Consider the following 25,893-nt stretch of genomic DNA (forward strand, 5'->3'; position numbering starts at 1 on the left):
GGAGGAAACGAGCGGAAACAAACGCAAATTAACGTAATTCTAAGGTTACTGTTTCTTACACTGGTAACTCTCCGGAATTAGGGGGTCAAACCGCTAGCCCGTAAATGCAGCCTATTTGGCATAAATAGCGCCCTGTAGTGCCCATTGCACAACCCTATGCCGGGGACGACATTGCGGCCCGGGCAGCTTTCACATGCCCATAACCTACACTAGAAAGCGGCAGTGGACGCCACAAAAAAGGAGCTAAGCACGAATAAAATCGCTTAGCTCCTTGCATCTTTCAATTCCCTATTACTTAAAAATCTTGCCAAGATATTGAGCAGCAGCAGCACTGTAACGTTCCTGAATATACGTTCTGAACTGGCTTTTCGCTTCAGGAGTGGGTAAAGTATTCACCGTTAAGCCATGAAGCTCCATCCAATGCAGCGCGGTCATATAGCAGGTGCTGTTCCAGCCGTTCTTCGTCCCATTGGCATTCAATCGTTCGCTAATCCCCGCAATGACAATATCTGTTTTGCTTTGCAGTTCAACGAGCGCCCGGTCAAATTCATTTTTGGATTCCTTGGCCTTCATGCCAGTGACAGCGCGCAACTCTTTGACATCAATGCCTTCGTTCGCCTCGACCGCTTGATACAGCTCTACTGCCGATTTGGGAAGCTGCCCGTCCTCGTAGCGTTCTTCTACGGAATAAGGTTCCTCTAGCAGATTTTTGACCAATGGAAAAAGGTCCGCTGAAATCAATAGAGGCTTCTTCGCAAAAAAACGTCCATAAGCGGCAAGTCCGTCACCCGGCAGGCGATCTCGCCAGAGCCAAGGATCCGTCTCTAATCCGGTATGCCATTGTTCGTGTGTTGTCACAGATTCAAGGGAAGGATGATCGGGAATAAAAGAAGAGAGAGGGAGAATGCCGACCTCTTTCACGATTTTCGTAACATCCTCATACGTAGCTGCATGCCTGATTACTTCATTCACTTTAGCCAAACTGATCATCCTTCCACCTAAACCCATGTACATGGCTTGATTTTATTTATGAACCTTATCAATCACACCGCCGCCCAAACAAATGTCACCGTCATAGAAAACAACGGATTGCCCGGGTGTTACGGCTTTCTGAGGCGTATCAAAAACAACTTCAACAGTGCCATCCTCTTTAAAAGTCAGAACGACGCCTTGGTCAGGCTGACGGTAGCGGAATTTAGCCGTGCAAGTGAGAGGTCCTTGCGGCTTATTCGGAGAGATCCAGTTCACATCTGTCGCTGTTAGCCCCTTGGAGTAGAGTCCTGGGTACTGCTCGCCTTGAACGACAAGAAGTTCGTTGGTTTCCAAGTTTTTGTCCACGACAAACCATGGCTCGCCAGAACCTGAACCGCCAATGCCAAGCCCTTGTCTTTGGCCTAACGTATAGTACATTAGACCGTCATGGCGGCCTTTGATTTCACCGTTGCGAATATCGACCATATTGCCTGGTTTAGCCGGCAAGTATTGACTGAGGAACTCTTTGAAATCGCGCTCGCCGATGAAGCAAATGCCTGTGCTGTCTTTTTTCTTGGCTGTGGCAAGGCCGGCAGCTTCGGCAATTTTACGAACCTCGGGCTTCGGCAGGTGTCCGATGGGGAACATCGCTTTCGAGAGCTGCTGCTGCGTAAGCACATTGAGGAAGTACGTTTGATCCTTGCCTGGATCATTGCCCCGCAGAAGCACATATTCACCATCTTGCTCTTTCACTTGCGCGTAATGGCCTGTTGCAATGTAATCGCCGCCTAGATCCATGACCTTTTGGAGCAATTCACCGAATTTAATTTCCCTGTTGCACATGACGTCAGGATTCGGCGTGCGGCCTTTGGTATACTCGTCCAAGAAATAAGAGAAAACCTTGTCGTAGTACTGTTTTTCAAAATTAACTGTATAAAAAGGGATCCCGATCTGGTCGCAAACTCTTCGGACATCCTCTGCATCTTCTTCGGCTGTGCAATGGCCAAATTCATCGGTATCGTCCCAATTTTTCATGAAAATGCCAATGACTTCATACCCCTGCTCTTTCAATAGCAGCGCGGCAACAGAAGAATCGACACCTCCGGACATACCCAGAATGACACGTGTTTTTTTATTCATCGCTTGTGTTCCTCTTTTCCATCCTGTAAGACTTTTTTGAAACTCTCACTATTATACATCTCTATGGTTCAAAATTAAAATATTTCATGAGAATGTCATTGTTTTTCCCCCACAGAACAAGGAATTTATGATAACATATATACGATATACGGATGTTTAGGAATGTTTTTCTTAAAAATGGAAACGCTGTTTACCTAGATAGGGACGAGTATCATGTTTGAGCGTGACAAGCAGATGGTAAGCAAAACAGATTTTTTCGTAATATCAATTAGCCCCCTTGATGGCATAAATGTTGAATGAGGTGTAATTTTGAAAATTTCCACAAAAGGCCGCTATGGTCTAACGATCATGATGGAGCTGGCCAATCGAGTTGGTGAAGGTCCGACTTCACTGAAAAGTATTGCCGAGAAGCACCAGCTTTCCGAGCATTATCTCGAGCAGCTTGTTGCTCCTTTGCGTAACGCGGGATTGGTCAAAAGCATTCGTGGAGCGTACGGTGGATATATTCTTTCTAAAGCCGCTGACCAAGTGACAGCTGGAGAAGTGATTCGTGTGTTGGAAGGACCGATTAGTCCTGTTGACTTTACGGAGGAAGATGACCCGGCAAAGCGTGACTTATGGATGCGTATCCGCGACAGCATTGCGGAAGTGCTCGATTCGACTACGCTTGCGAATCTGATCTCTTTCGAGGATGTTGGCAAGCACGACAACTACATGTTTTATATTTAAGGGTGTCCTATGAATTCTATTTATCTTGATCACGCGGCAACTACGCCGGTGCATCCCGACGTCATGGAAGCTATGCTTCCTTTTTATACAACATACTTTGGTAATCCATCTAGTACACATAGCTTTGGCAGAGCGACGAGAACCGCGCTTAATCGGTTTCGCGACGGTTCGGCTAAGGCTTTAGGGTGTTTGCCTGGAGAACTCATATTTACGAGCGGCGGTACCGAAAGCAACAATATGGCGATCTTCGGGATCATCAATGCGAACAAAGAAGGCAAGAAACATATCATCACGACACAGATTGAGCATCATGCGGTTTTGCATCCCTGTGAACGGTTGGAAACCCTTGGTTACGAGGTGACCTACCTGCCAGTAGGTCCGACTGGTCTTATTCAAGTCGAAGATGTGGAGTCGGCTATTCGTCCCGATACGGCTCTCATCTCGATCATGTATGTGAATAATGAAGTCGGCACGATTCAGCCGATTGAAGAAGTAGGTCGGATAGCGCAAAGCCGGCAAATTCCATTTCATGTTGATGCCGTGCAAGCTCTAGGCAAGCTGCCGCTGAATCTTCATGAACTCCCGATTGATTTATTGAGCTTATCCGCTCATAAAATATATGGGCCTAATGGTGTAGGCGCGTTATATGTATCTAAGAACACGAAGCTGGTTCCTCATGTCTATGGTGGCGCTCAAGAGAGAAAGCGCCGCGCAGGCACAGAGAATGTCGCAGCCATTGCAGGGTTTGCCAAAGCCTTAGAGGTGATTCTGCCTGAGGTGGACAATCTGTATGAGCAAGCTGCCGAACTTAGACAGTGCATGGTGACTAGCTTGGAGAAGCATTTAGGCCGTGATCAATTTACGATAAATGGCCATGCCGAACAACGTGTTCCGCATATTCTGAACATCAGTTTTCCAGGAATATCAACAGAAACACTGCTTATGAATCTTGATTTAGAAAATGTAGCTGCAGCAAGCGGTTCTGCTTGTACGTCAGGTTCACTTGAGGTGTCCCACGTTCTGCAAGCAATGAAACTCCCAGAAAATGTTACAGCCTCCGCTGTTCGATTTAGCTTTGGAATGGGGAATTCTAAAGATCAAATTGAAACAGCTGCCCAGAAAATTGCAACCATTGTCAAACGGCTGCGTAATAATTAGTACCGGGTGGTTCTAGGGGGAAAGCACCTTGCGCAAAGCGCATGATTTGATCGGACTTCCCGTTCTGACGGTAGATTCCGGTAAGCAGTTAGGCCAAGTTAAAGATTTATTGATTGACCCTGAGTGGAACATACGAGGCATCATTCTTGAAGCAAAGATGTGGTTTACCTCCTTACGGTACATACCGTGGGATGAAGTCATCGCTGCAGGGGAAGATGCCGTTACCATACCGAACGAAAATGTCATTATCGAGTTTGAGCATGCGGATGAATGTCATGCTTTTCTGGAAGGCAGCCGCCCGATTAAGGGTCTTCCAGTGGTTACTGTCGGTGGAGACAAATTAGGCGTGGTTGAAGATGTTTATTTAACCCAAGATTGGGGTAAACAAATAGTAGGTTATGAATTGTCCGAAGGGTTTATTTCTGATTTAAAGGAAGGGCGTAGATGGCTTCCCAAGCCGGATTCGGCAACCAAAGGGGAAGATGCCATTATAGTGCCTGTACATTGCTCTCAGGAAGTAGAAGAACTCTTCGTATCCAAAGAAGAATAGGGTGAGCAAGATGCGTTGTCCAAACTGTAATTCCAAAGATATTGGAAAGATCGGTTCCCATCAATTTTATTGCTGGGGTTGCTTTATCGAACTCAGCGTCAACGGAGAGAAAATGTCCGTGTATCAAGTAGAGGAAGACGGAACGCTAAGTTCTCTGGATGATTTATTTTTTGAAGAAGAAATGCCTTTGATCCAAGAACACGCAAATTAATCATACTTGCAAGCTGGAAACGTTACTTTTTTGAGCACACCCTGTGCTGGAGAGGTAACGTTTTTTTGTTTTTAGCATGCGAAGGTTAATTTGACCAGCATGTACATATACTGTATGGGCACAAACATATTTGGAATCACTGAGGTGAACGAAGTGGAACGTTTTTGGAGAAATCGATGGTTTGTAGGGCTGGTGTACCTGCTTTTGGCTCTGGCATGTTTGTATATGCTGCTGCAAATTAAGCCTATTCTACAAAGCTTGTTTACTTTTTTAAAAGCGATATTAGCGCCATTTTTCATCGCGGTGATTATTTCTTACATTTTGAACCCGGTGGTGAATATGCTTAACCAGCGCAAAGTGCCAAGAACGATTGCCGTGCTGCTGATATATTGTGTATTTATTTCTTCACTCACCGTCATTATCATGAATATGACCCCGGTGTTTATGACCCAAATCGCGGAATTGAACGAGCATATGCCGCAGATGGAAATGCGCGCCCAATCGATTGTCGACGGCTTTAATCAAAATCAACTGCTGCCTGACAGTGTGCGTATGGGTTTCAATCATTCATTAACAAAGCTGGAAAACAGCATTTCCATGGCCATTTCGAACTACATGAACCAAATTGGCAGTACGATCTCCATGCTGTTTATCGCTTTTATCGTCCCGTTTGTTGCTTTTTATATGATGAAAGACTTTCAAATTATCGAGAAGACAGCGCTAGCCATCGTTCCTAAGGAGCATCGCAAGAAAACAGTCAAGCTTCTCATTGATATTGATACGGCACTTGGAAATTATATTCGCGGCCAACTTATGGTTTGCGTTATTATCGGGGGGCTTGCCTATTTGGGGTATTGGCTCATTGACATGCCTTACGCGCTTCTGCTTGCGAGTGTGGTCGCGATCTTCAATATCATTCCTTATTTAGGGCCGTTTTTTGGAGCGGCACCAGCGATCATTATGGCTTCAACTATTTCTTTGAAAATGGTGCTGTTCGTTGCGCTCGTTAATCTGACCGTCCAAATTCTGGAAGGAAATGTCATATCGCCGCAAGTGGTGGGCAAAAAGCTGCATATGCATCCGTTAGTCATCATCTTTGCCTTATTGGTCGGCGGGGAAGTAGCAGGTATTGTGGGATTAATATTGGCGGTACCCTTTTTCGCGGTCATGAAGGTTATCATTCAGCACGTCTTCCTGCATTATGTCCACAGGCCTACAACCTAGCCGGATAGAAAGGAAGACGCACAAAACCCCCGTGCACCATGACTTGCGGGATCATGGTACATAGGGGTTTTGTACGAGGGTTGAGGATATTAAAGGGTGTGGCGTACGTAAACCATCGAATGGGCTACGGAATTCATTATGCGTTGATTCGTTTTTGTTGCTCGATTCGATAATGAAAATCATTATCAATGAGTTTAGTATACGCTGGTTGAGAACGATTGTCAACTACGATTTTAGACCTTTTTCTTTATCGTCTCCTTGATCGTTCTTTTCTTCTTTTTGCTCTTTTTGCTCTTGAAATTCAACGCGGGACTGACCGGTTATATAATCGAAAGGATTATATCGGCTATCCGGAATTTCTTTCTTAATAAGCGTTTTGGTGATGATATAGATCACAAGTACAAAAACAGGCGTAATTAAACCGAGCAGTGTAAGCGTTGAGAGATCCAATCGTATCACTTCCTAGAGGATATACTTTTACAGGAATGTATGTTAGATACGATGCCCACCCTAGGAAGGTTCCATGAACGTTTATGAATATTGACACGGTTACAGCATATAGTTATAATTTGCCTTATCTAGATCTATTGCAAAAACGTTGATGAAATCGAAGTAAGTCATAGTCCACTGTCAGAGATGAGGTTCCGGAATGCAGATTTCATGGCGAATCCGGCTGCAAGAACCTCTCGGTGCTAGGATGGCTGAACGCTGATTTCGGAGTGTGGAAGAACTCCACCGGTTGGACCCGTTACAGATCCGCACAAGGAGATTGCATGGTTTCCTCTGCCGCTAGTCAGGACGGTGGGGAACGCAATAACCAGGGTGGTACCGCGATGATTCGTCCCTGTATGTTACAGGGGCGTTTTTTGTTTGTTTTCAAACAATATAGAAAATATGGAGGCTTGAGAGTTATGAAGGCAAGTGAAATTCGTTCTAAGTGGTTGCAGTTCTTCGCAAGTAAAGGGCATAAGGTAGAGCCCAGCTCTTCGCTTGTTCCGCATAATGATCCGTCACTGCTATGGATTAACGCAGGTATTGCCCCGTTAAAGCCTTATTTGGACGGACGGGAAATCCCGGAAAATCCACGGATTACAAACGCACAAAAATGTATTCGGACGAATGATATTGAAAACGTTGGGAAAACGCGGCGTCACCATACCTTTTTCGAAATGTTAGGTAATTTCTCCATCGGCGATTACTTTAAGAAAGAAGTCATTCCATGGGCATGGGAGTTTTTGACGGATCCGCAGTGGATCGGTTTTGATCCGAATCGTATTTCCGTTACCGTGCATGAAGACGATGAAGAAGCTTTTGACATTTGGAATAAACAAATCGGTATTCCTGAAGAGCGCATTTACAAGCTCAAAGAAGATAATTTCTGGGACATTGGCGAAGGTCCATGTGGTCCTTGTACGGAAATTTTCTATGACCGCGGGGATAAATACGGCGACTTATCTGATCCGGAGTGCTGGCCTGGCGGAGAAAATGAGCGCTTCCTGGAAGTGTGGAACCTCGTATTTACACAGTTTAACCATAACAAGGATGGCAGCTATACGCCGCTTCCTAACAAAAACATCGATACGGGCGCAGGTCTGGAGCGGTTCGCTTCGATTCTGCAGGACGTAGATTCGAACTTCGACACGGACTTGTTCAAACCGATTATCGATAAGACGTCTGAGCTTACAGGTGTGAACTATCATGTGAACGATGATCACGATGTGGCATTTAAAGTGATCGCCGATCACATTCGGACAGTCGCTTTCTCCGTAGGCGATGGCGTACTCCCTTCCAATGAGGGTCGCGGCTACGTGATTCGTCGCTTGCTGCGCCGTGCTGTGCGTTACGGCAAAGTGCTTGGTCAGGATAAACCGTTCCTGTATAAGCTTGTAGCTACCGTCGGTGAGATCATGGGCGTTTACTACACAGAGGTTGTAGACAAACGTGAATTTATCGAGAAGGTTATCCGTACTGAAGAAGAGCGTTTCCACGAGACGCTAAGCGATGGTTTGGTCATTCTTGCCGAGATGGTCGAGAAGACACGTCAAGCCGGTACGAATCAAATCAGTGGACCAGATGCCTTCAAACTATATGATACGTATGGCTTCCCATTCGATTTGACCGAGGATTTCGCTTCAGAGAAGGGCTTGACGGTTGATCGCGAAGGGTTCGACGCATCGATGCAGGAGCAGCGCGACCGTGCAAGGGCGGCTAGTCAAAAAGAAGGCGGAATGAAGGTACAGGGCGGTCCGCTATCTGAATTGACGGTTAAAAGCGAATTTGTTGGTTATAATGAATTGGTAGTTACTGCTAGAATCGAAGCCATTGTTCATGAGAACGAGCTAGTCGACATCGTAGGCTTAGGTGAGACTTGCCAGGTGATTCTGGACCGCACGCCTTTCTATGCGGAAAGCGGCGGCCAGGTGAGCGACTATGGTATCATCCGCAGCAATCAAGTAACGCTGAAGGTTGAAGATGTTAGCAAAGCGCCGCATGGGCAGCACATTCATAAGGTTGTAGTGGAGTCCGGTGTTCTGCGCAAAGGAGATACCGTAGAAGCCATAGTGGCAGCTGCGGAGCGCGGAGATATCATTAAGAACCATACAGCTACGCATCTGCTGCACAAAGCGCTGAAGGAAGTCTTGGGATCGCACGTTAATCAAGCAGGTTCCCTTGTTGAGCCGGATCGTTTGCGTTTTGACTTTTCGCATTTCGGAAGCATTAGCAGCGAGGAGCTGCAGGATGTTGAGCAACGTGTGAACCGTCAAATTTGGAATAACATCCAAGTCGATATTTCATTGAAACCAATTGCTGATGCCAAAGCAATGGGGGCTATGGCCTTGTTCGGCGAGAAATACGGCGATATCGTGCGCGTTGTACAAGTAGGCGACTACAGCCTAGAGCTGTGCGGCGGCTGTCACGTTCAGAACACCGGACAAATCGGATTGTTCAAAATCGTCAGCGAGTCCGGAATCGGATCTGGCGTACGTCGGATCGAGGCGGTTTCTGGCCGCAGCGCGTACGAATACCTTGACCAGCAACTGCATTTGCTCAAAGAAGCAGCTGGCATGCTGAAATCAAACGTTCAAGATGTTCCTAAACGTGTGGAAGCAACGCTGCAGCAAGTGAAGGAACTGGCACGTGAAAACGAATCGCTGCGCAGCAAGCTCGGGCGTATTGAAGCGGGTTCGTTAAACGACCAAGTGAAACAGGTCGCAGGTGTATCCGTGTTAGCTGCACAAGTGAACGCAGCGGATATGGACTCGCTTCGCAACATTGTCGATGAGATGAAGGCGAAACTTGGGTCTGCAGTGATCGTGCTTGGAGCAGTCGCGGACGAGAAAGTCAATTTAGTCGCTGCAGTCACACCGGATCTTGTAGCTAAAGGCTTCCATGCCGGCAAAATCATTAAAGAAGTGGCGACGGCTGTTGGCGGAAGCGGCGGCGGTCGACCGGATATGGCGCAAGCAGGCGGTAAAGATGCTTCCAAATTGGAGGCTGCATTATCCGGCGTAGAAGGACTTCTTTCCCAATTTGCATAATTATTTTTTTTGGGGACAGGAATTTTTAAACCCATAGAGAATATAAACCAGTATACACGGAACAGTTTTCAAATATTTTACAAAAGGTATCACAAGGAAAGTGGGGTGCTCCTGATGAGTTCCATGGATAAAACGATGAAGTTCAACGTGAAAGCAGAAGAAATTGAGACATCGCCGAGAGATGTGTTATTAGCGGTGTACGATGCTCTTCAGGAAAAAGGGTATAATCCGATCAACCAGATTGTCGGGTACTTACTTTCCGGAGATCCTGCTTATATTCCACGGCATAATAATGCCCGGAGCCTCATTCGTAAACGGGAACGGGACGAACTGATTGAAGAATTAGTTCGTGCTTATCTGGGTCAACACAAATAGAAGGAAATGAGAACCGGCATGAGATGGATAGGCTTGGATTATGGGGACAAAACGATTGGTGTAGCGATGAGCGACGAGCTCGGATGGACGGCTCAAGCGCTAGAAGTCATACATCGTCGTAAGCCAGGAGAAGACATCGACCGGCTGGAAGCCATTGTCAAACAGTATGGCGTCACGCAAGTTGTTGTCGGCTTACCCAAAAATATGAACAATACGATCGGTCCTCGTGGCGAACTTGCCATCGAGTTCTCGAAAGAATTAGAACAAAAATTAAGTGTACCAGTGCACTTGTGGGATGAGCGTCTAACTACCGTCGCGGCGACTCGCACACTGCTTGAAGCAGATGTGAGCCGTAAGAAACGGAAGCAGGTCATTGATAAAATGGCTGCGCAGATCATCCTGCAAGGGTATATGGATGCCAATATGAAGAGGTGAATGAACATGTCCAAAGAAGAATTGCGTGAAGAGGAACCAGAAATCATTTACATCCCGGACGATGAAGGCAACGAAGAAGAGTTCGAGGTTATCATGAAATTCGAAGTGGACGGTTCTGACAAGAAGTACATGATGGTTGTGCCTACTGACGGAGGAGACGAAGAATCCGACGAAGTGTACGCATTCCGTTATGAAGAAGATGACGACGGCGAGGATTTGAAGCTGTTTACCATCGAAGATGAAGAAGAATGGAACATCGTGGAAGAAACATTCAATACATTGATGGCAGAGTTCGATGAGGAAGAAGAAGCATGAGTACGGCACCTTCTGACGTATTGCGTAAAGCTTACGGGGATGATATTATTTTATTTGATGAGCAAGATGAATCAACGGTGTATCATCTTCTTAAAGAATTCGTGTATGACAATAAAACGTATGCCGTTTTGCAATCCGATGAACTCAAGAAGGAAGACGAAGTTGCTGTTTTCCGAGTGACTCAAGGGGCGGACGGGGAATACGAGTTGGAAACCATCGAAGATGACGACGAATACGAAACCGTTTCGGAGCTCTACGATGAGATGGTATTTCCAGATCAGGATGACTTGTAAGAAGTAAACAACCGAGCGGAGCGCATCCGCTCGTTTTTGTTTGCTTGGAGAGCTTGCGATAGTAGAGTTTTACTGCAGCAAACAGCTTAGGAGGATTATCGTGAACAACATGCTTGATCAAGAGAGCGAAGGGTATACGACGAAACGAAGCAAGCTGAAGCTCACACTTCTGATTTTGGGTCTGATTCTGCTCATTATCATCGGGACAGCAAGCGGGATTGGGTTGTATATTGCAAATGGGCTACAGCCGGTAACAGCCTCTGAGCAGGAAGTGAGAGTATCCATTCCTGAAGGCGCTGGATCTGCTCAAATCGCTAAGGAGCTTGAAACGAAGGGACTTATAAAGAACGCATCGATTTTTACGTATTATTTGAAACTGAAAAAACAGGGATCCAAGTTTCAAGCTGGAGAATACGATATGAAACCCGGCATTTCGTTCGATGAGATGATTGAAAAACTGAATAAAGGGGAAATCGTAAAGGAAGAGGTTATTCGCGTTACCATTCCTGAAGGATTCACTATCGATCAAATTGCATCTAAAATAAGTGAGCAGACGCCTTGGAGCAAGGATGTCTTTCTTCAGCTGGCAGATGCTCCGACAGGCCTGACAGGAGACACCGCCGCGAGCGGTATTCCTGACAACAAGAGTCTGAAGCACCGGCTTGAGGGGTATTTGTTCCCGGAGACTTATGAGTTCAAGAAGGGTTCAACGGAACAAGAGTTTATTGAGCGAACCCTGCAACAGCTCGACAAACAGCTGGCTACGCTGCCTCCAGACTGGAAGGACAAGCTTAAAGAGCGCGGGTTAAGCGTGCATCAGATGTTGACGATCGCTTCCTTAATTGAGCGGGAGGTCGTTCAGGACGAAGAACGGGCGCTAGTTTCCGGCGTTATCCAAAACAGATTGAAGAAGAATATGCCCCTGCAAATTGATGCTACGGTGCAGTATTTATTTGATAAGTCCAAAGAGCGGTTGTTGGAGAAGGATTTGCAAATACAGAGCCCTTATAATACGTACTTGAATACAGGTCTGCCTCCGGGGCCGATTGCCAGTCCGAGTCTTGCCTCGATGAAAGCAGCGATTTACCCGCAGGATACGAAGTATTTGTTTTATGTAACAAAGAAGGATGGCACGAAGGGGCATTTATTCGCCGAAACATTCGAGGAACATAAGAAGAATATTGCAGAAAGTAAGAAAACAGCGAAATAGAATGACTTAGGAAGCTGACAGAAGGTAGGGTAAGTAAGTGAGAAAACCAGAGCTAGTAATAAGCTGCGGCACAGTCGCTGAATTGAAAAGGTTTATTGAAGCAGGCGCAGATAGCGTGATTGTTGGAGAAGAACGCTACGCCATGCGGCTTCCCGGAGAAGTAAAGCTGGATGAGATCGCGGATGCTGTGGCTTGGGTGCATGAGAAGCAGGCAAAGGTGTATGTGTCGGTCAACAAAATTTTTGATAATGCCTCCTTAGATGGGCTATTTGAGTATTTAAGCAAGTTACAGGAGTATGGCGTGGATGGGGTTATTTTCGGTGACCCCGCTGTGCTCATGGCTGCGCGCAATTTGCCTAAGCCGTTAACGCTGCATTGGAATGCAGAGATGACTTCTACTAATTTCGCGACTGCGAACTATTGGGGAAGACAAGGAGCAGCCCGTGTTGTGCTGGCTAGAGAGCTGAACATGGAGCAGGTATTGGCTTTTAAAGAACATACAGAGCTAGCTGTTGAAGTGCAAGTGCATGGCATCACAAATATTTATCACTCCAAGCGCGAGTTAGTGAAAAATTATATGGAGCACCAAGGTAAAGATGCGTCCTCCGAGGATCGCTCTATCGAACGCGGGCTGTTCCTGATTGAGCATGAACGCCGCGATCAGCGTTATCCTGTGTATGAGGACAGCAATGGCACGCACATCATGAGCTCCGAAGATGTTTGCATGCTTGAGAATTTGCCTGAGCTTATGGATGGAAGCATCGATAGCTTTAAAATCGAAGGTTTATTGAAATCAGCTGAGTATAATGAAACGGTCGTTAGAAGCTATCGTGCCGTCATTGACGCTTACGCAGCTGACCCGGAAGGATTTGTGTTTCAACAGGAATGGTTGGATGCTATAGCGGAACTGCAAGATTCTGAACGTGAATTGTCGTTTGGGTTTTTCTATAAGGAACAGGTATATTGATAGATGGAAGAAGGTGCGTTTTCGAGATGACGACAGCATTAGAAGCACGAGCAAGAGGAAAGCGTGTAAGACTGCATAAACCGGAATTACTTGCCCCTGCAGGCAATTTGGAAAAACTGAAATTCGCCATTCATTACGGAGCCGATGCCGTATATATTGGTGGTCAGAAATATGGACTCCGTTCGAGCGCAGATAACTTCTCGCTGGAGGAAATGCGTGAAGCAGTTGAGTTTGCTAATGGATACGGGGCAAAAGTGTTCGTTGCCACGAACATTTATGCGCACAACGAGGACATTGATGGGCTTGATGAGTATTTACGGGGACTTCAAGAAGTAGGTATTTCAGCCATTATCGCGGCGGATCCGCTTATTATGGAAACGTGCCGGAGAGTGGCGCCCAAGCTGGAAGTCCATGTGAGTACGCAGCAGTCTGTGATGAACTGGCAAACCGTGAAGTTTTGGAAGGAGCAAGGTATCGAACGCGTGGTTCTGGCCCGCGAAGTGAGTATGGAGGAAATCGATCAGATTAAAGCGCACGTCGATGTTGAGATTGAAGCCTTCATTCATGGGGCGATGTGCAGTTCTTATTCCGGCAGATGCGTACTTTCCAATCATTTCACGGATCGTGACTCCAACCGCGGAGGCTGTTCGCAATCGTGCCGCTGGAAGTACGATCTGTTTGCGAAGGACCAACCTTTATCAGCGCCGCTCGCAACAGATTTGCCTTTGTTTGGCGATGAAGATGATGCTTTTACGATGGGATCGAAGGATCTCAGCATGATCGAGCATATAGCCGATATGATCGAATCGGGCGTAGACAGCTTCAAAATTGAAGGAAGGATGAAAAGTATCCATTATGTAGCTACCGTTGTTAACGCCTACCGGCAAGCTATTGATGCTTACTTTGAAGATCCGGACCACTTTAAGCTTAATCCTGTTTGGCAGGAAGAGATACACAAAGCAGCCAACCGGCCTTTAAACGAAGGCTTCTTCTATGAAGCACCTGGACATGAAGATCATATTTTCGAACCAGAAGATAAGGTGGTCGGTTTTGATTTCGTAGGTTTGGTGCTGTCTTATGATGAAATCTCCGGCACCGCGCTGATTCAGCAAAGAAACCATTTTAAGCCAGGGCAAGAAATTGAATTCTTTGGACCAGAGGGAACGCATTTTAAACAAAAGGTTGGCGCGATTTGGAATGAGGAAGGCCAGGAGCTGGATGCAGCAAGGCATCCGCTGCAAGTGATTAAACTTAAAACGGAAAAACCTGTAAAAAAATGGGATATGATGCGCAAAAAAACAGGAAAATAGTACCATGGAAGCTTTCTCCAGACTGGGGTATATTGGAGAAAGTTTCTTTTTTTTATTGCCTTTTTAGAGCGAATATTAAAGGAAATTGTTAAACTGTGTCGAAATCAATTTAAAAGCTTAATTGAAACCCTTTTCATTTTAGGACAAAAGTAAGGGGGACAAGAAACAGAAACTAATGGCGGTGAAAAAAATGAAAAAAAGACTTCAAAGTATTCTCGCATTTTTAAACAAGGTCTTCGTTCAATCAAGCCGAAATGTGCCATGGGGTCGTATGGTTGGCGCAGCAAGTAAGACATCTAAGGAAATGGGTACAGTCGCATTTAAAGAAATGAGGCATGTTAAGTTGGAAAATCCGGTGAAGTCCGTTGGCATGAAGCTGTTTTTAATGTTTTTTATCAGCATTCTATTCTTCGTTCTCATTGTCGGTATGATTTCTTACAGCGTATCCAAAAACGTTATTAAGAACAAAGTGTCAGAATCGTCTTTGCAAACGGTGACGCAAGCGGGTCAAAAGCTAGATTTCTTATATCAAACTTTTGATGATGCATCCTTACAAATTATGTTGAACAAGGAGCTGCAGGACCTTTTGGACAAAGTTCCTACGCTAGATCCTGCTTCTTATGAATCGCTGGAAGTTGTTCGCCAATTAACAGATAAATTAAACGTTGTGACCTTTGCAAACAAGTCTATTAAAACGCTTCATCTCTATCGGCCTGACGGCAAGCTGATCGTCATTACGGGATCAGGGGGAAGTACATTAAGCGACAATTCCGGGTCGAGTGACTGGTTTAAGAAGATTGTAGAGAACGGTGGAAAAGTCACTTGGTTGGACAGTAAAGTCAAAGGCTATTCCAGTTCTTCTACGAATACGTTTGCCATTGGCCGTTTAATGCGAAATACATTGACGAACAGCACGTCTGCCGTTCTTTTACTAGAACTCAGTACAGAGCTCCTGAATAAGGAAATTAATGGCATGTCTTTGGGTGATGACAGTAAGGTTGTCATTACGAATGCAGTGAACAAAAACATCGCAGTGAAAGAGATTGCGGATCTTGAAAAAGATGCTCCCATTCAATTGTCCAAGGATCAGAGGGAAGAAGAACACGGCTCTTTTATTACGAAAGACGATCATTTGGTAGCCTATTACACATCCTCAATATCCGGTTGGAATCTGGTTGGGGATATCCCGGTTAGCGCTCTTGTGAAGGATGCTAAGAAAATTTTCAACTATACGCTGCTAATTGCTTTATTTGCGGCTATTGCGGCGGTGCTAATCGGATTATTCGTTGCTAGAATGATTGGACGACCGCTCATTAATCTCCGCAACCTGATGCAGCAAGGCGCTAAAGGTAAGTTAACGGTACGCGCAAACTATACAACACAGGATGAAATTGGACAGCTAGGTGCGAGCTTCGATGTCATGATGCAGCAGATTACGACATTGGTTCAACAAACCAGTTCCTCTGCACAAGCGGTTTTTGAAACCGCGCAAGAGTTAACGAACTCCTCCAAGGTAACGGCTACGGCGGCAAGAGAAATTGCTGTAGCTACAGATGAGATTTCCAATGGAGCCGGAGGCTTGGCGACGGAGTCTGAAAGAGGAAATGAGCTGACGCATCATATTGGCATCCAAATGAAGCAGGTGATCGAAGCAAACCTCGAGATGGGGACTGCTGCTGCGGATGTGCAAAGCTCCAGTGAGCAAGGAACGAAGTATATGTCCGAACTCATCTCCAAAACGAATCTGACGGAAGAAATGATCCGATCGATGGTGGATAAAGTCGACAATTTGAAAGACAGCACCCGTTCGATCCGCAAAATTTTGGATCTCTTGAATAATATGACGAAGCAGACGAATATTTTGTCTTTGAATGCGACGATTGAAGCTGCACGTGCAGGAGCTGCCGGCAAAGGCTTCATGGTTGTTGCGGATGAAATTCGCAAGCTGGCGGACCAATCCCGCCAATCCATTGATGTCGTTGGTCAAATTACAGAAACCATTCAGAAAGAAATTGATGAGACGGTGAAAGTGCTCTCGACAGCGACACCGATCTTCAAAGAGCAAATTTTAGCGGTGAAAGAAGCCGATATTATTTTCAAACAAGTAACCAACCACATGGGCGGGTTCATTGAGCAGTTGAGCACAGTAAGCGACTCAATTTCCACGTTGGAGCAGTCCCAAGTTGTACTCTCTGACGCTATGACGAATGTCAGTGCGGTAGCTGAGGAATCCCTTGCAACATCGGAGGAAGTAGCTTCCCTGAGTTCTGAGCAGCTTAGCATTAGCGACGGCTTAGTGAAATTGTCGGACAAGCTGGATCTGCTTTCCAAGTCTCTGAACGAAACGTTATCCAAATTCGAAGTGTAATTCTACATACTATTCGCAGTCCATTCTCTATTAAAGAGGGTGGGCTTTTTTTGTTAGAAAGAGAGGCGTTTGACGGTTTGGCCATGAACAGGAATGACGATACTGAAAAGATCAGAGTTAATGATTGATGATAAGTTAGGAGTTAGGCGTATGAGGGTCAAACAGTTAACTTCACTTGAAAAACGTCGTATTTTTCTTGTTCTTCTTACGATCTTGCTCCTGTTTATTGGCATAGCCGGCAAGCTTTTTTGGATTCAGATCGCCGCTACGGAAAACTACAGCTCACACGGGATAAATTTGCTTAAGAACTCGGTTGTTCAAAGGCAGCGTGCACTTGTGCTTGATAGCGGTCGCGGGGAAATTCTGGATCGTCATCTGCAACCAATGACAGGAAGGATTGTGAAATCCCTTGTCGTGTTTCCAATTCATAACGAACTGCAGGCCACTCCGCAGCAGGTGAATCAACTTGTCCGAATCTTGCAGACGAATACGGAGTCATGGCGCGCTTTCGTGAAAGATTTGAAAGAGCCGCAGGTGTGGCGCAGCGCCGACGGAGGCAAGCCGGCAGCGCTGTCGGATAGGCAGGAGGAGCAGATTGATGCGCTTAATTTGCCGAATGTAAAAGTGGTGCAGATGGAGGATCGTTACCCTAGCGGGATGACAGCACGGCAGCTGATTGGGTTCATCGGGCAAAATCCGGATCGCGTGATGAACCTGTATGGCGCAGATTTGGAGAAAGGCAAAGTTGCACTGACAACAAAGATTGGCGGAGCCGGACTCGAAAAAACGTTTGATCTGTGGCTCCGCGGTATAGGAGAGACTTCGATCTCGTATTTTATGGATGCCGGGAAAAGACCTTTAGCAGGGCTCGATGCCCGTATGATAGCGCCTGACAATGCTTTTTATCCGGTTAAATTAGTTACGACTCTCGATGCAGGTGTACAGCAGCAGGTAGAAAAGCTCATGGATAAGCTGAATATACGCGATGGAGCTGCTGTCGTTCAGGAAGTGGCACAAGGCGATATCGTCGCCATGGCGAGCAGGCCCAATTATGATCCGGCATCTGTGGATCTTGCCAGTAAGAGCTGGAGCAACTATGCACTTAAAGCGACTGCTCCCGGCTCTATTTTCAAAACAGTCGTTGCTGCCGCTGCACTTGATTTAGGAGTAGTTAAGCCCAATGAGACGTTCACCTGTGAAGGCGCTCTTGGCAAGTATGGGTTTACATGCTGGAGGAAAGAAGGTCATGGCCCGTTAACCTTAGAGCAGGGTTTTGCTCAGTCTTGCAATATCGTATTCGCCAAAGTCATGCAGCGTTTGACGCCTGTTCAATTGGAAAGCTTCGCTCATAAGCTGGGCGTACTTGACGAGGTAGGCTGGACAGGGAAGACTGACACGAGGATGATTCTGCACCAGTTAGACAGCGAAGAGAGCGGACAGCTCTTTGGCGCTCAAACGCCTCACAACGATGAGGGAGTTCTTATGCAAACAGCGATTGGTCAAAGAGACGTCATGATGACCCCTTTGCAGGCGTCTAATATGATTGTTACTTTACTTCATAATGGAAAAGGCTTCTCGCCAAGAGTGGTCCAAGACATTCGGTATCAAACTGACCGGGTGATGGAAACTTTTGAACCGCAAAAGTTGGAGGGAAGCAATGGACACGTTTCGGCTTCGACAAGCCGTACACTTTTGAACTGGATGCGAGAGGTCGTGACGGAAGGGACAGGTCAAGGTTTGAAGGATGCAAAGTGGAAGCTTGCAGGGAAATCGGGTACAGCGCAAACAATGGTAGGCAAGCAGGAGAAAATAAATCAATGGTTTATCGGGTATGGCCCGATTGATTCTCCAAAGTATGCGGTTTCCGTGGTCATCAAGAACACGGACCCTTCAGAGAGCAACAAGGCCATTCCTTTGTTCAAAGGGATCATGGATATTCTAGCGAGCGCGTCAAACAGCGGGCAGTGAGATCGTAAAACAGGTGCCCTGATCGGGCTGGCTCGTGACTTCAATGAAGCCACCAAATGTTCGAATGATCCGATAGGAGACCATCATGCTAAGACCTGTGCTTTTATTGGTCGTAGAGTAAAAAGGGGTCCCAAGACGATTAATCTGCTCGGCTGTCATGCCAACTCCATTATCTTTAATTTTCAAAATAACCTGTTTGCCTTTTTTGAAGCCTTCGATATGCAGGACGCCTCCGGCAGGCATGGCCTCAATGCCGTTTTTCGTTAAATTGACTAAGCATTGCATCATTTTATCAACATTGGCTTGGATGACCAGGGAAAGCTCCATGTCGAATTGAATGTCAACACCACGTGCAGCGGCGTAGGGTTGAAGAAGATTGCTTAGCTTTGATGGCAATGCAGATACATCCAGTGGTTCCAACTTCTCAGCTTCCGGCTTGGCAAAGGATAAGTAGTCGGTAATAATACTCTGGGCTCGGTCAATTTCTTCAATAACCATGCCTGTATATACTTGTTTTTTCTCTTCTGAGACTTGAGATTGACTGAGGATTTGCATAAAGCCGCGGGCTACGGTCATGGGATTGCGAATTTCATGGGCGACTGAGGCGGCTAATTCGCTTAAGACATTCAGCTTCTCGGAACGCTGGGTTTCTTGGCGCATCGTTATATTTTCACGGATTCGGGAGATTAAATAAGTCAAGAGCCACATGGTTAACAGGTGAACCAGACAATACAATAAACCGTATAGCAAAAAAACACGATCTACCGGGATAAATGAACTAACCCGATACAGCAGGGTGATACAGAAAGTAGCTAAAGCACTTATGAAAGCAAGCAGGGTGGGAAACATCATTTTAGGGGCTAAGTGCTTCCAATTGCTCAGCGCGATGAAAGCCAGGATGAAGGGGATTAGAATAGCTAATAAGGTAACGAACCAGATGAAATTCGGACCATTCATCATATACGCGTAGGTCAGTATGATTCCTGAAACGGCAAGTCCCGCGCGTATGCCACTATATAAGAAAGCAATGAGTACAGGAATAATGTGAAGATCGAAATGATTGCCTATAAGCTTGAAAAAGGGATGAGTCATACAGAATATGGCGGCTAGTGTGCAAATGAATATGATAAATACCTGACTGTACCTATCGTAGCTGTCTAGGGTGCCCGGCCTATCCAGCCAAACAATGTGGGTTAAAACAATGGGGATGGTTAGTACAAGGATATTGAGGAGTAAGTCGTCAAATAAATTCAAAGATCTCGCCTACTTAATTAATAATTTGATAGCTCTACATTGATTTCGACAAGAAATCTGAAAATCCTTTGAATTGTATCCAAAAATTTGATGTTTTTTGGCGAATGACACCGATTTTCAGATTGCGGCTATGGCTTGTTTCGCTTACAATTCGATGGTGAACATAAATAGTAGGCTCAGGAGAATATGAAAATGACAAATGCACCACTTTCTTCTTCTATGGTTATCCTTGATCGGACGCATGAATCTGAATCAAAGTCCATTCTATACGCATTTGCGCTAGAGGAGCTTTTATGCCGGTCAATTGGCAAAACAGCCCCTCCTGTCTTACACATATGGCGGCATCCGCGAGCTTTTGTCATGGGACTTAGAGACAGTCGGCTCCCGGAAGCGGCACTCGCCAACAAGTGGTTGCTAGAGCAAGGGTATGATACGGCCGTACGAAACTCAGGAGGAGCAGCGGTCCCGCTGGATTTGGGCGTTGTGAATGTCTCTTTGCTTCTGCCTAAAGAGGCAGGGGACATGGAGCACCGCAAGGATTTTGAATTGATGGTGGCTCTGATTCGTGAACTGATGAGTAAACTTACTGATCGTATCGATCAAGGTGAGATCATGGGTTCCTTTTGTCCGGGAGAGTTCGATCTAAGTGTGGGCGGGCGAAAGTTTTGCGGAATTGCACAGCGCAGGCAGCAGCGGGCTTTATCGGTACAAGCTTTCATTATCGTGGAAGGTGAAGGGGAAGCGAAAGCTTCGCTGGCTAGGGGGTTCTACGAGCGCGCGGCCGGCTCCGCGGATCCAAACGATTATCCGGCAGTAGCTCCAGGCAGCATGGCCAGTTTGGCGGAATGCTTGAATATCCCTTTAACAGCTGAACAATTCACTGAGAACTTAATTGAGATGTTGAGTACCAGAGGAATGCAAGTGAAAGGGTCTGATGCGATCCCGGGTTATCCGGATGAAGGTCAAATTGCCGACATGGTGGAATTAATGAGAGAGCGATATGCGATTAAACAGTAAAGAAACGGTCTGACTTCGTCAACTGACGTAAGAGGGACCGTTTTTTTTCTATGTCATAGCAGCAGATTAGAGAGTACATCGGGGCCCACAGCAGAAGTCCAACAGCAGCAGCCCAAACAGCCGACTCGTTCCAGTTTAGCGGAACTACATGGCGCTATTTGGGCTATAAAGGCTGTTTTCATGATCTTAAAGGAACTACAGGGTCTTATCTCTCAACAATCCCCTTCAATCTGCGGATATCAGTGAAATAGCGGACCCTAGTTTCCACAAATTCGACAAATGGCTGGTTTTGACGAAATAGCGGACCCTAGTTCCCTTCATACAAGAATTCTCTATATACTACAAGTAATTGAGAATTTTTGAACCACCCAGACATTCATTCAGCATTTCATATGTGATTCATGCCAGAAAATAGTGCAGAGCCGCTCTCAGCTCACCCTGCCAAAATCCCCACAAATGCTTGCCAGGCTTCTCAATATAATGAAGCACCGCATTTTTCCTCTCCAGATCCTCCTTGGCCAAACGGTTTTCTCTGACGAAGTCGAAGGTTCCGCGCTCGGTTTTCACATCGGTTTCGTCCAAGCCAATCAACATATACATTTCTAGCCAGGATAAGTCCTCCTCCGCCTTAAGGCGTTCTCGGGTAATGTCGAAAAATGCGCCTGATAAGGATATAACGCGGCAAAAAAGGCTAGGATAATCTAAGGCGAGATGCAAGGAAACGGTCCCTCCGAGAGAATCGCCTGCGACAATGCGTTCACTCCGCTCTGTACGCACGGGGTAGCGGCTTTCCACGTAAGGGAGGAGCTCTTCAGCGAAAAAGCGGCAGTACGCGTCATGACGCTCACCTTCCGGCGCATATTCGGACGTACGGTTGGCTGCTTTCACATCGACACCGACCACAATGGCTGGCTCCAAATCTTCATCCAGAATGCAGCGGGTGATCGTTGTGGCAATGCGACCGAAATTAAAGAATTGCTCGCCATCCTGGCAATAAATGACCGGATAAGAGAGCAGTTCATTGTAACCGGGAGGCAAATAAATGCGAAGCGGGCGAGTTTCTTGAAGCAGGACAGAGGTGAGTTCATCTTTTACAATGGTTCTTTGATAATAGCGAGAGTCATCAGACATAAGTAATCTCCTTCTTATTCCTGTTGGGGAAAAATGGTGTGGGAAGCGTAAGTTGGTAATGGAGTGGGTAAGGTGTATTATAGCAGTTGTGAATTTATTGTTAACTGTATTATATATTTTCATGAACTGTACTATTCACTAGAGCGAAAAAAGGTCATATGTCATAAGGATACTGGTGTACAATTCATAAAAACAGGTTTATAATAATACTATAACAGAAGTGTAGCTAGCAGGCATCAAAATCATATAAGAGGTGAAATGGTATGAGTAAGCCACTTGTCAGCCAAGCAAATTACGAAGTGACCACAGAAAAGGTTGAGCCTTTACAAGTACTGGCTCCAGACGGCACAGTTGTAAATCCCGACAAAATGCCTAAACTTAGCGATGACCAATTAAAAGAATTAATGAGAAGAATGGTATTCACACGTGTTTGGGACGAAAGAGCAGTTAATCTCGGTCGTCAAGGACGTCTTGGTTTCTATGCGCCGGTATCCGGACAAGAAGCTTCCATGATCGGTAGTGAATTTGCTTTAAATAAAGATGACTTTATTTGCCCGGGTTACCGCGATATGCCGCAGCTTGTATGGCACGGACTTCCGCTTTACCAGGCATTCCTATATTCCCGCGGACACCAACATGGTGGACAAATTCCGCAGGATGTTCACGTACTTATGCCGCAAATCATCATCGGTGCACAAATATTGCATGCAACCGGTGTGGCTATGGCTTTCAAAAAACGCAACCAACCGCGTGTAGCGATTACGTACACAGGGGACGGAGGAAGCTCCGAAGGCGATTTCTATGAAGGTTTGAACTTTGCAGGAGCATTCAAGCTGCCTGCCATTTACTTTGTACAAAACAATGGTTATGCGATCACAACACCTTACTCCAAACAAACAGGAGCACTTTCCGTTGCACATAAAGCACTTGCTGCCGGTATCAAAGGCGTGCAAGTAGACGGTATGGACGTTCTGGCTGTTGTTCAAGCTGTAACTGAAGCAGCGGAGAGAGGCCGTAAAGGCGAAGGCGCTACATTGATTGAAGCATTAACATACCGTTACCGTCCGCACTCTTTGGCTGATGATACGACGAAATATCGTACCAAAGACGAGGAATCCGATTGGGAGCCGAAAGATCCGCTTACGCGCATGCGTATTTTCTTAACGAAAAAAGGTCTGTGGAGCGAGGAAGAAGAGGCTAAAGTAAAAGAAGAAGCCAAAGCGACTGTCGCTGAACATATCAAAAAGGCTGAGGAAACTGAGAAGATGACAGTTCCGGGCTTAATCGATTCCATGTTCGAAGTTACACCGGCACATCTTGAAGAACAGAAGCAAGCGTATAAATAAAATCTGGCAAAAACTCTTAGGAGGCACGGAGAAGTCATGGCACAAATGACGATGATTCAAGCGATTAAAGACGCAATGCGCGTGGAACTGGAAAGAGATCCAAATGTAATTTTGTTCGGCGAAGACGTTGGCCATGTAGGTGGCGTATTCCGTGCTACAGAAGGTTTGCAAAAAGAATTCGGCGAAGACCGCGTTTTCGATACGCCGCTTGCCGAGTCTGCAATTGGCGGTCTTGCCGTAGGTCTTGGGGTTCAAGGCTTCCGTCCGATCGCTGAAATTCAATTCGTAGGTTTTATTTACGAAGCACTGGACCAAATTTGTGTGCAAGCTGCTCGTATGCGTTACCGCTCCGGCGGCCGTTACAACTCGCCAATCGTATTCCGTACGCCTTACGGCGGCGGTGTAAAAGCGGCTGAGCTTCATACGGATGCACTCGAAGGTTTATTGGTGCAAACACCGGGGATTAAAGTTGTCGTTCCTTCCAACCCTTACGATGCGAAGGGCTTGCTCATTTCCGCAATTCGCGATAATGACCCTGTCTTCTTCATGGAGCATCTGAACTTATACCGCGCATTCCGCGCTGAAGTACCTGAAGGCGAATATACAATTGAGCTTGGCAAAGCGAACGTTGTTCGCGAAGGCTCTGACGTTACCATCATTACTTACGGGGCAATGGTTCATACATCCGTAAAAGCAGCTGAAGAGATCGAAAAAACTCAAGGTGTGAAAGTGGAAGTTATCGACCTTCGTACCCTGCTTCCTCTTGATATCGATACGATTGTCGCTTCGATCAAGAAAACAAACCGTGCAATTATCGTTCAAGAAGCGCAAAAAACTTCTGGTGTAGCCGCAGAGGTTATTGCTCAAATTAATGAAAAAGCAATTCTTCACTTGGAAGCTCCAGTTCTGCGTATTGCGCCTCCGGATACCGTTTATCCGTTCGCACAAATCGAAGACGCTTGGTTGCCTAGCCCAGCAAGTGTTATTGCCGGAATTAAACAAGTACTCGAATTCTAATTCACAGTCGAAGGTAACAGGAGGTTGTACACGTGGCATTGTTTGAATACAAGTTCCCAGAGCTTGGCGAAGGCATACATGAAGGCGAAATCGTAAAGGTGCTCGTTAAAGCGGGTGATACCGTAACGGACGAAACGATTCTAATGGAAGTACAGAACGATAAAGCAGTCGTAGAAGTTCCTTGTCCAGTAGAAGGCAAAATCGTTAGCGTTGCTGTAAAAGACGGACAAGTATGTACGATTGGCGAGCTCGTGATGACAATCGACGTCACAGGCGAGATGCCGGCTGAATCCATGCATCACGCCAGCTCCAACCACGCTGCGTCTGCTTCCGCAGCGGCACCTGCTGCTACAGCGGTAGCCGTAGCAGAGGCTCCTGCAGCAGCGCCAGCAGTAGCTGCTGCTCCAGCACCAACAGCGCCGCCAAGCGCCGGCGCTGGCCGTGAAGTGCTTGCGACGCCAAGCGTGCGCAAGCTGGCAAGAGAAAAAGGCATCACACTCGCAGAGGTGACGCCTACAGGTAAACACGGCCGCGTTACACGCGAGGACGTGCTCGGCTTTAACGGAGCGGGCAACGCCGCGGCTCCTGCAGAAGCGCCAGCTGCAGCGGAAGCAGCTGGCAGCGCAGCACCTGCGGCTAGCACGCAGGTCGCTGCGGGCGATCGCGTAGAAGAGCGGGTTCCGTTCAAAGGAATCCGGAAAGTGATCGCGAACGCGATGGTGAAATCCGTGTATACGGCACCGCACGTGACACTGATGGACGAAATCGACGTGAGCGCGTTAGTCGCTCTGCGCGAGCGCACGAAGCCTCTTGCTGAGAAGAAAGGCGTGAAGCTGACTTACCTTCCTTTCATCGTGAAAGCATTGGTAGCGGCTTGCCGTCAATTCCCAGCGTTGAACGCGATGATCGACGAAGAAAAGCAAGAGATCGTCTACAAAAAGTACTACAACATCGGCATCGCCACAGATACAGACAACGGCTTGCTCGTTCCTGTTATCCATGACGCAGACCGCAAAAACGTATGGTCAATCGCTTCTTCCATCAAAGACTTGGCTCTTCGCGGACGTGAAGGCAAATTGTCTCCGAATGAGATGAAAGGCGGCACCATTTCCATTACAAACATCGGTTCCGTTGGCGGAATGTTCTTTACACCGGTTATCAACTTCCCTGAAGTTGCGATCTTGGGTGCAGGCCGCATCACCGAGAAACCAGTTGTGAAAAACGGTCAAATCGTTGCTGCATCGGTTATGGCGCTTTCCTTGAGCTTCGACCACCGTATCGTTGACGGTGCGACAGCGCAAAGCTTCTTGAACTACATCAAACAGCTTCTGGCTGATCCAGAGCTTCTCGTCTTGGAGGTGTAA

Annotated in this window: 24 protein-coding genes; 19 read left to right on the plus strand and 5 right to left on the minus strand. The window is 46.5% G+C overall.

The window, feature by feature from the left end:
• Positions 1-291: 291 nt before the first annotated feature.
• Positions 292-990, minus strand: a complete 699-nt coding sequence (locus J2Z65_RS32175; protein ID WP_167067919.1) for an AlkZ-related protein — start codon at positions 988-990, stop codon at positions 292-294.
• A gap of 33 nt (positions 991-1,023) precedes the next feature.
• The gene (gene mnmA, locus J2Z65_RS32180; protein ID WP_167067917.1) at positions 1,024-2,112 is read right to left on the minus strand and encodes a tRNA 2-thiouridine(34) synthase MnmA; all 1,089 of its coding nucleotides are present in this window, start codon (positions 2,110-2,112) and stop codon (positions 1,024-1,026) included.
• A gap of 309 nt (positions 2,113-2,421) precedes the next feature.
• Here mnmA and cymR point away from each other — a divergent pair, with 309 nt between their 5' ends.
• From cymR to J2Z65_RS32205, 5 genes are all read left to right on the plus strand, one after another.
• On the plus strand, positions 2,422-2,841 hold the full coding sequence (gene cymR / locus J2Z65_RS32185) for a cysteine metabolism transcriptional regulator CymR (protein WP_167067914.1): 420 nt from the start codon (positions 2,422-2,424) through the stop codon (positions 2,839-2,841).
• Between the two features lie 9 nt (positions 2,842-2,850).
• Positions 2,851-3,999, plus strand: a complete 1,149-nt coding sequence (locus tag J2Z65_RS32190) for a cysteine desulfurase family protein (protein ID WP_167067911.1) — start codon at positions 2,851-2,853, stop codon at positions 3,997-3,999.
• Between the two features lie 28 nt (positions 4,000-4,027).
• A complete protein-coding gene (locus J2Z65_RS32195) occupies positions 4,028-4,549 on the plus strand; it encodes a PRC-barrel domain-containing protein (protein ID WP_167067908.1) in 522 nt (173 codons plus the stop codon).
• A 10-nt stretch (positions 4,550-4,559) separates the two neighbouring features.
• On the plus strand, positions 4,560-4,760 hold the full coding sequence (locus tag J2Z65_RS32200) for a hypothetical protein (protein ID WP_079419326.1): 201 nt from the start codon (positions 4,560-4,562) through the stop codon (positions 4,758-4,760).
• A gap of 153 nt (positions 4,761-4,913) precedes the next feature.
• Positions 4,914-5,984, plus strand: coding sequence for an AI-2E family transporter (locus tag J2Z65_RS32205; protein WP_167067905.1), 1,071 nt, complete (start codon positions 4,914-4,916; stop codon positions 5,982-5,984).
• Positions 5,985-6,209: 225 nt separating this feature from the next.
• Here the strand turns inward: J2Z65_RS32205 and J2Z65_RS32210 are convergent, their stop codons facing one another.
• Positions 6,210-6,434, minus strand: a complete 225-nt coding sequence (locus J2Z65_RS32210) for a DUF3951 domain-containing protein (protein ID WP_167067902.1) — start codon at positions 6,432-6,434, stop codon at positions 6,210-6,212.
• 461 nt (positions 6,435-6,895) lie between these two features.
• On the opposite strand from J2Z65_RS32210, the gene alaS reads away from it, so the two are divergent.
• The 10 genes from alaS to J2Z65_RS32260 all read left to right on the plus strand — a co-directional run bounded on the left by alaS (position 6,896) and on the right by J2Z65_RS32260 (position 18,764).
• Positions 6,896-9,523 carry an alanine--tRNA ligase gene (gene alaS, locus J2Z65_RS32215; protein WP_167067899.1) on the plus strand — a complete coding sequence of 876 codons (2,628 nt, stop codon included), beginning with the start codon at positions 6,896-6,898 and terminating at the stop codon, positions 9,521-9,523.
• Positions 9,524-9,637: 114 nt separating this feature from the next.
• The gene (locus tag J2Z65_RS32220) at positions 9,638-9,898 is read left to right on the plus strand and encodes an IreB family regulatory phosphoprotein (RefSeq protein ID WP_167067896.1); all 261 of its coding nucleotides are present in this window, start codon (positions 9,638-9,640) and stop codon (positions 9,896-9,898) included.
• A gap of 18 nt (positions 9,899-9,916) precedes the next feature.
• Positions 9,917-10,333: a Holliday junction resolvase RuvX gene (ruvX, locus tag J2Z65_RS32225; RefSeq protein WP_167067893.1), complete on the plus strand. Its 417-nt coding sequence runs from the start codon at positions 9,917-9,919 to the stop codon at positions 10,331-10,333.
• A gap of 6 nt (positions 10,334-10,339) precedes the next feature.
• A complete protein-coding gene (locus J2Z65_RS32230; protein ID WP_167067890.1) occupies positions 10,340-10,648 on the plus strand; it encodes a DUF1292 domain-containing protein in 309 nt (102 codons plus the stop codon).
• Positions 10,645-10,941 carry a DUF1292 domain-containing protein gene (locus J2Z65_RS32235; RefSeq protein ID WP_167067887.1) on the plus strand — a complete coding sequence of 99 codons (297 nt, stop codon included), beginning with the start codon at positions 10,645-10,647 and terminating at the stop codon, positions 10,939-10,941. Before J2Z65_RS32230 ends, J2Z65_RS32235 begins: the two co-directional genes overlap by 4 nt.
• Positions 10,942-11,050: 109 nt before the next feature.
• Positions 11,051-12,151: an endolytic transglycosylase MltG gene (gene mltG / locus J2Z65_RS32240; RefSeq protein ID WP_167067934.1), complete on the plus strand. Its 1,101-nt coding sequence runs from the start codon at positions 11,051-11,053 to the stop codon at positions 12,149-12,151.
• A gap of 37 nt (positions 12,152-12,188) precedes the next feature.
• Positions 12,189-13,118: a U32 family peptidase gene (locus tag J2Z65_RS32245; RefSeq protein WP_167067884.1), complete on the plus strand. Its 930-nt coding sequence runs from the start codon at positions 12,189-12,191 to the stop codon at positions 13,116-13,118.
• 26 nt (positions 13,119-13,144) lie between these two features.
• Positions 13,145-14,428 (plus strand): peptidase U32 family protein, encoded by a 1,284-nt coding sequence (locus tag J2Z65_RS32250; RefSeq protein ID WP_167067881.1) that lies wholly within the window; start codon positions 13,145-13,147, stop codon positions 14,426-14,428.
• A 190-nt stretch (positions 14,429-14,618) separates the two neighbouring features.
• A complete protein-coding gene (locus tag J2Z65_RS32255; RefSeq protein ID WP_240160061.1) occupies positions 14,619-16,796 on the plus strand; it encodes a methyl-accepting chemotaxis protein in 2,178 nt (725 codons plus the stop codon).
• Between the two features lie 150 nt (positions 16,797-16,946).
• The gene (locus J2Z65_RS32260; RefSeq protein WP_167067878.1) at positions 16,947-18,764 is read left to right on the plus strand and encodes a peptidoglycan D,D-transpeptidase FtsI family protein; all 1,818 of its coding nucleotides are present in this window, start codon (positions 16,947-16,949) and stop codon (positions 18,762-18,764) included.
• On the opposite strand, the gene J2Z65_RS32265 is transcribed toward J2Z65_RS32260, so the two are convergent.
• A complete protein-coding gene (locus J2Z65_RS32265) occupies positions 18,747-20,018 on the minus strand; it encodes an ATP-binding protein (RefSeq protein WP_209856242.1) in 1,272 nt (423 codons plus the stop codon). The two genes, J2Z65_RS32260 and J2Z65_RS32265, sit on opposite strands and share 18 nt — an antisense overlap.
• Positions 20,019-20,210: 192 nt before the next feature.
• Between J2Z65_RS32265 and J2Z65_RS32270 the strand changes: the two genes are divergently transcribed.
• The gene (locus J2Z65_RS32270) at positions 20,211-21,035 is read left to right on the plus strand and encodes a lipoate--protein ligase family protein (protein ID WP_167067872.1); all 825 of its coding nucleotides are present in this window, start codon (positions 20,211-20,213) and stop codon (positions 21,033-21,035) included.
• A gap of 399 nt (positions 21,036-21,434) precedes the next feature.
• On the opposite strand, the gene J2Z65_RS32275 is transcribed toward J2Z65_RS32270, so the two are convergent.
• On the minus strand, positions 21,435-22,166 hold the full coding sequence (locus J2Z65_RS32275) for an alpha/beta hydrolase (RefSeq protein WP_167067869.1): 732 nt from the start codon (positions 22,164-22,166) through the stop codon (positions 21,435-21,437).
• Positions 22,167-22,429: 263 nt separating this feature from the next.
• Here J2Z65_RS32275 and pdhA point away from each other — a divergent pair, with 263 nt between their 5' ends.
• Genes pdhA through J2Z65_RS32290 form a run of 3 tightly spaced genes read left to right on the plus strand, consistent with a single transcriptional unit; the run spans position 22,430 to position 25,893 of the window.
• Positions 22,430-23,512 carry a pyruvate dehydrogenase (acetyl-transferring) E1 component subunit alpha gene (gene pdhA, locus J2Z65_RS32280; protein ID WP_167067867.1) on the plus strand — a complete coding sequence of 361 codons (1,083 nt, stop codon included), beginning with the start codon at positions 22,430-22,432 and terminating at the stop codon, positions 23,510-23,512.
• A 36-nt stretch (positions 23,513-23,548) separates the two neighbouring features.
• Positions 23,549-24,529: an alpha-ketoacid dehydrogenase subunit beta gene (locus tag J2Z65_RS32285; protein ID WP_167067864.1), complete on the plus strand. Its 981-nt coding sequence runs from the start codon at positions 23,549-23,551 to the stop codon at positions 24,527-24,529.
• A 32-nt stretch (positions 24,530-24,561) separates the two neighbouring features.
• Complete coding sequence (locus tag J2Z65_RS32290) at positions 24,562-25,893, plus strand: 2-oxo acid dehydrogenase subunit E2 (RefSeq protein WP_167067861.1); 1,332 nt, start codon at positions 24,562-24,564, stop codon at positions 25,891-25,893.

The sequence above is a fragment of the Paenibacillus aceris genome (assembly GCF_017874035.1).
GTDB classification, from domain to species: domain Bacteria; phylum Bacillota; class Bacilli; order Paenibacillales; family NBRC-103111; genus Paenibacillus_E; species Paenibacillus_E aceris.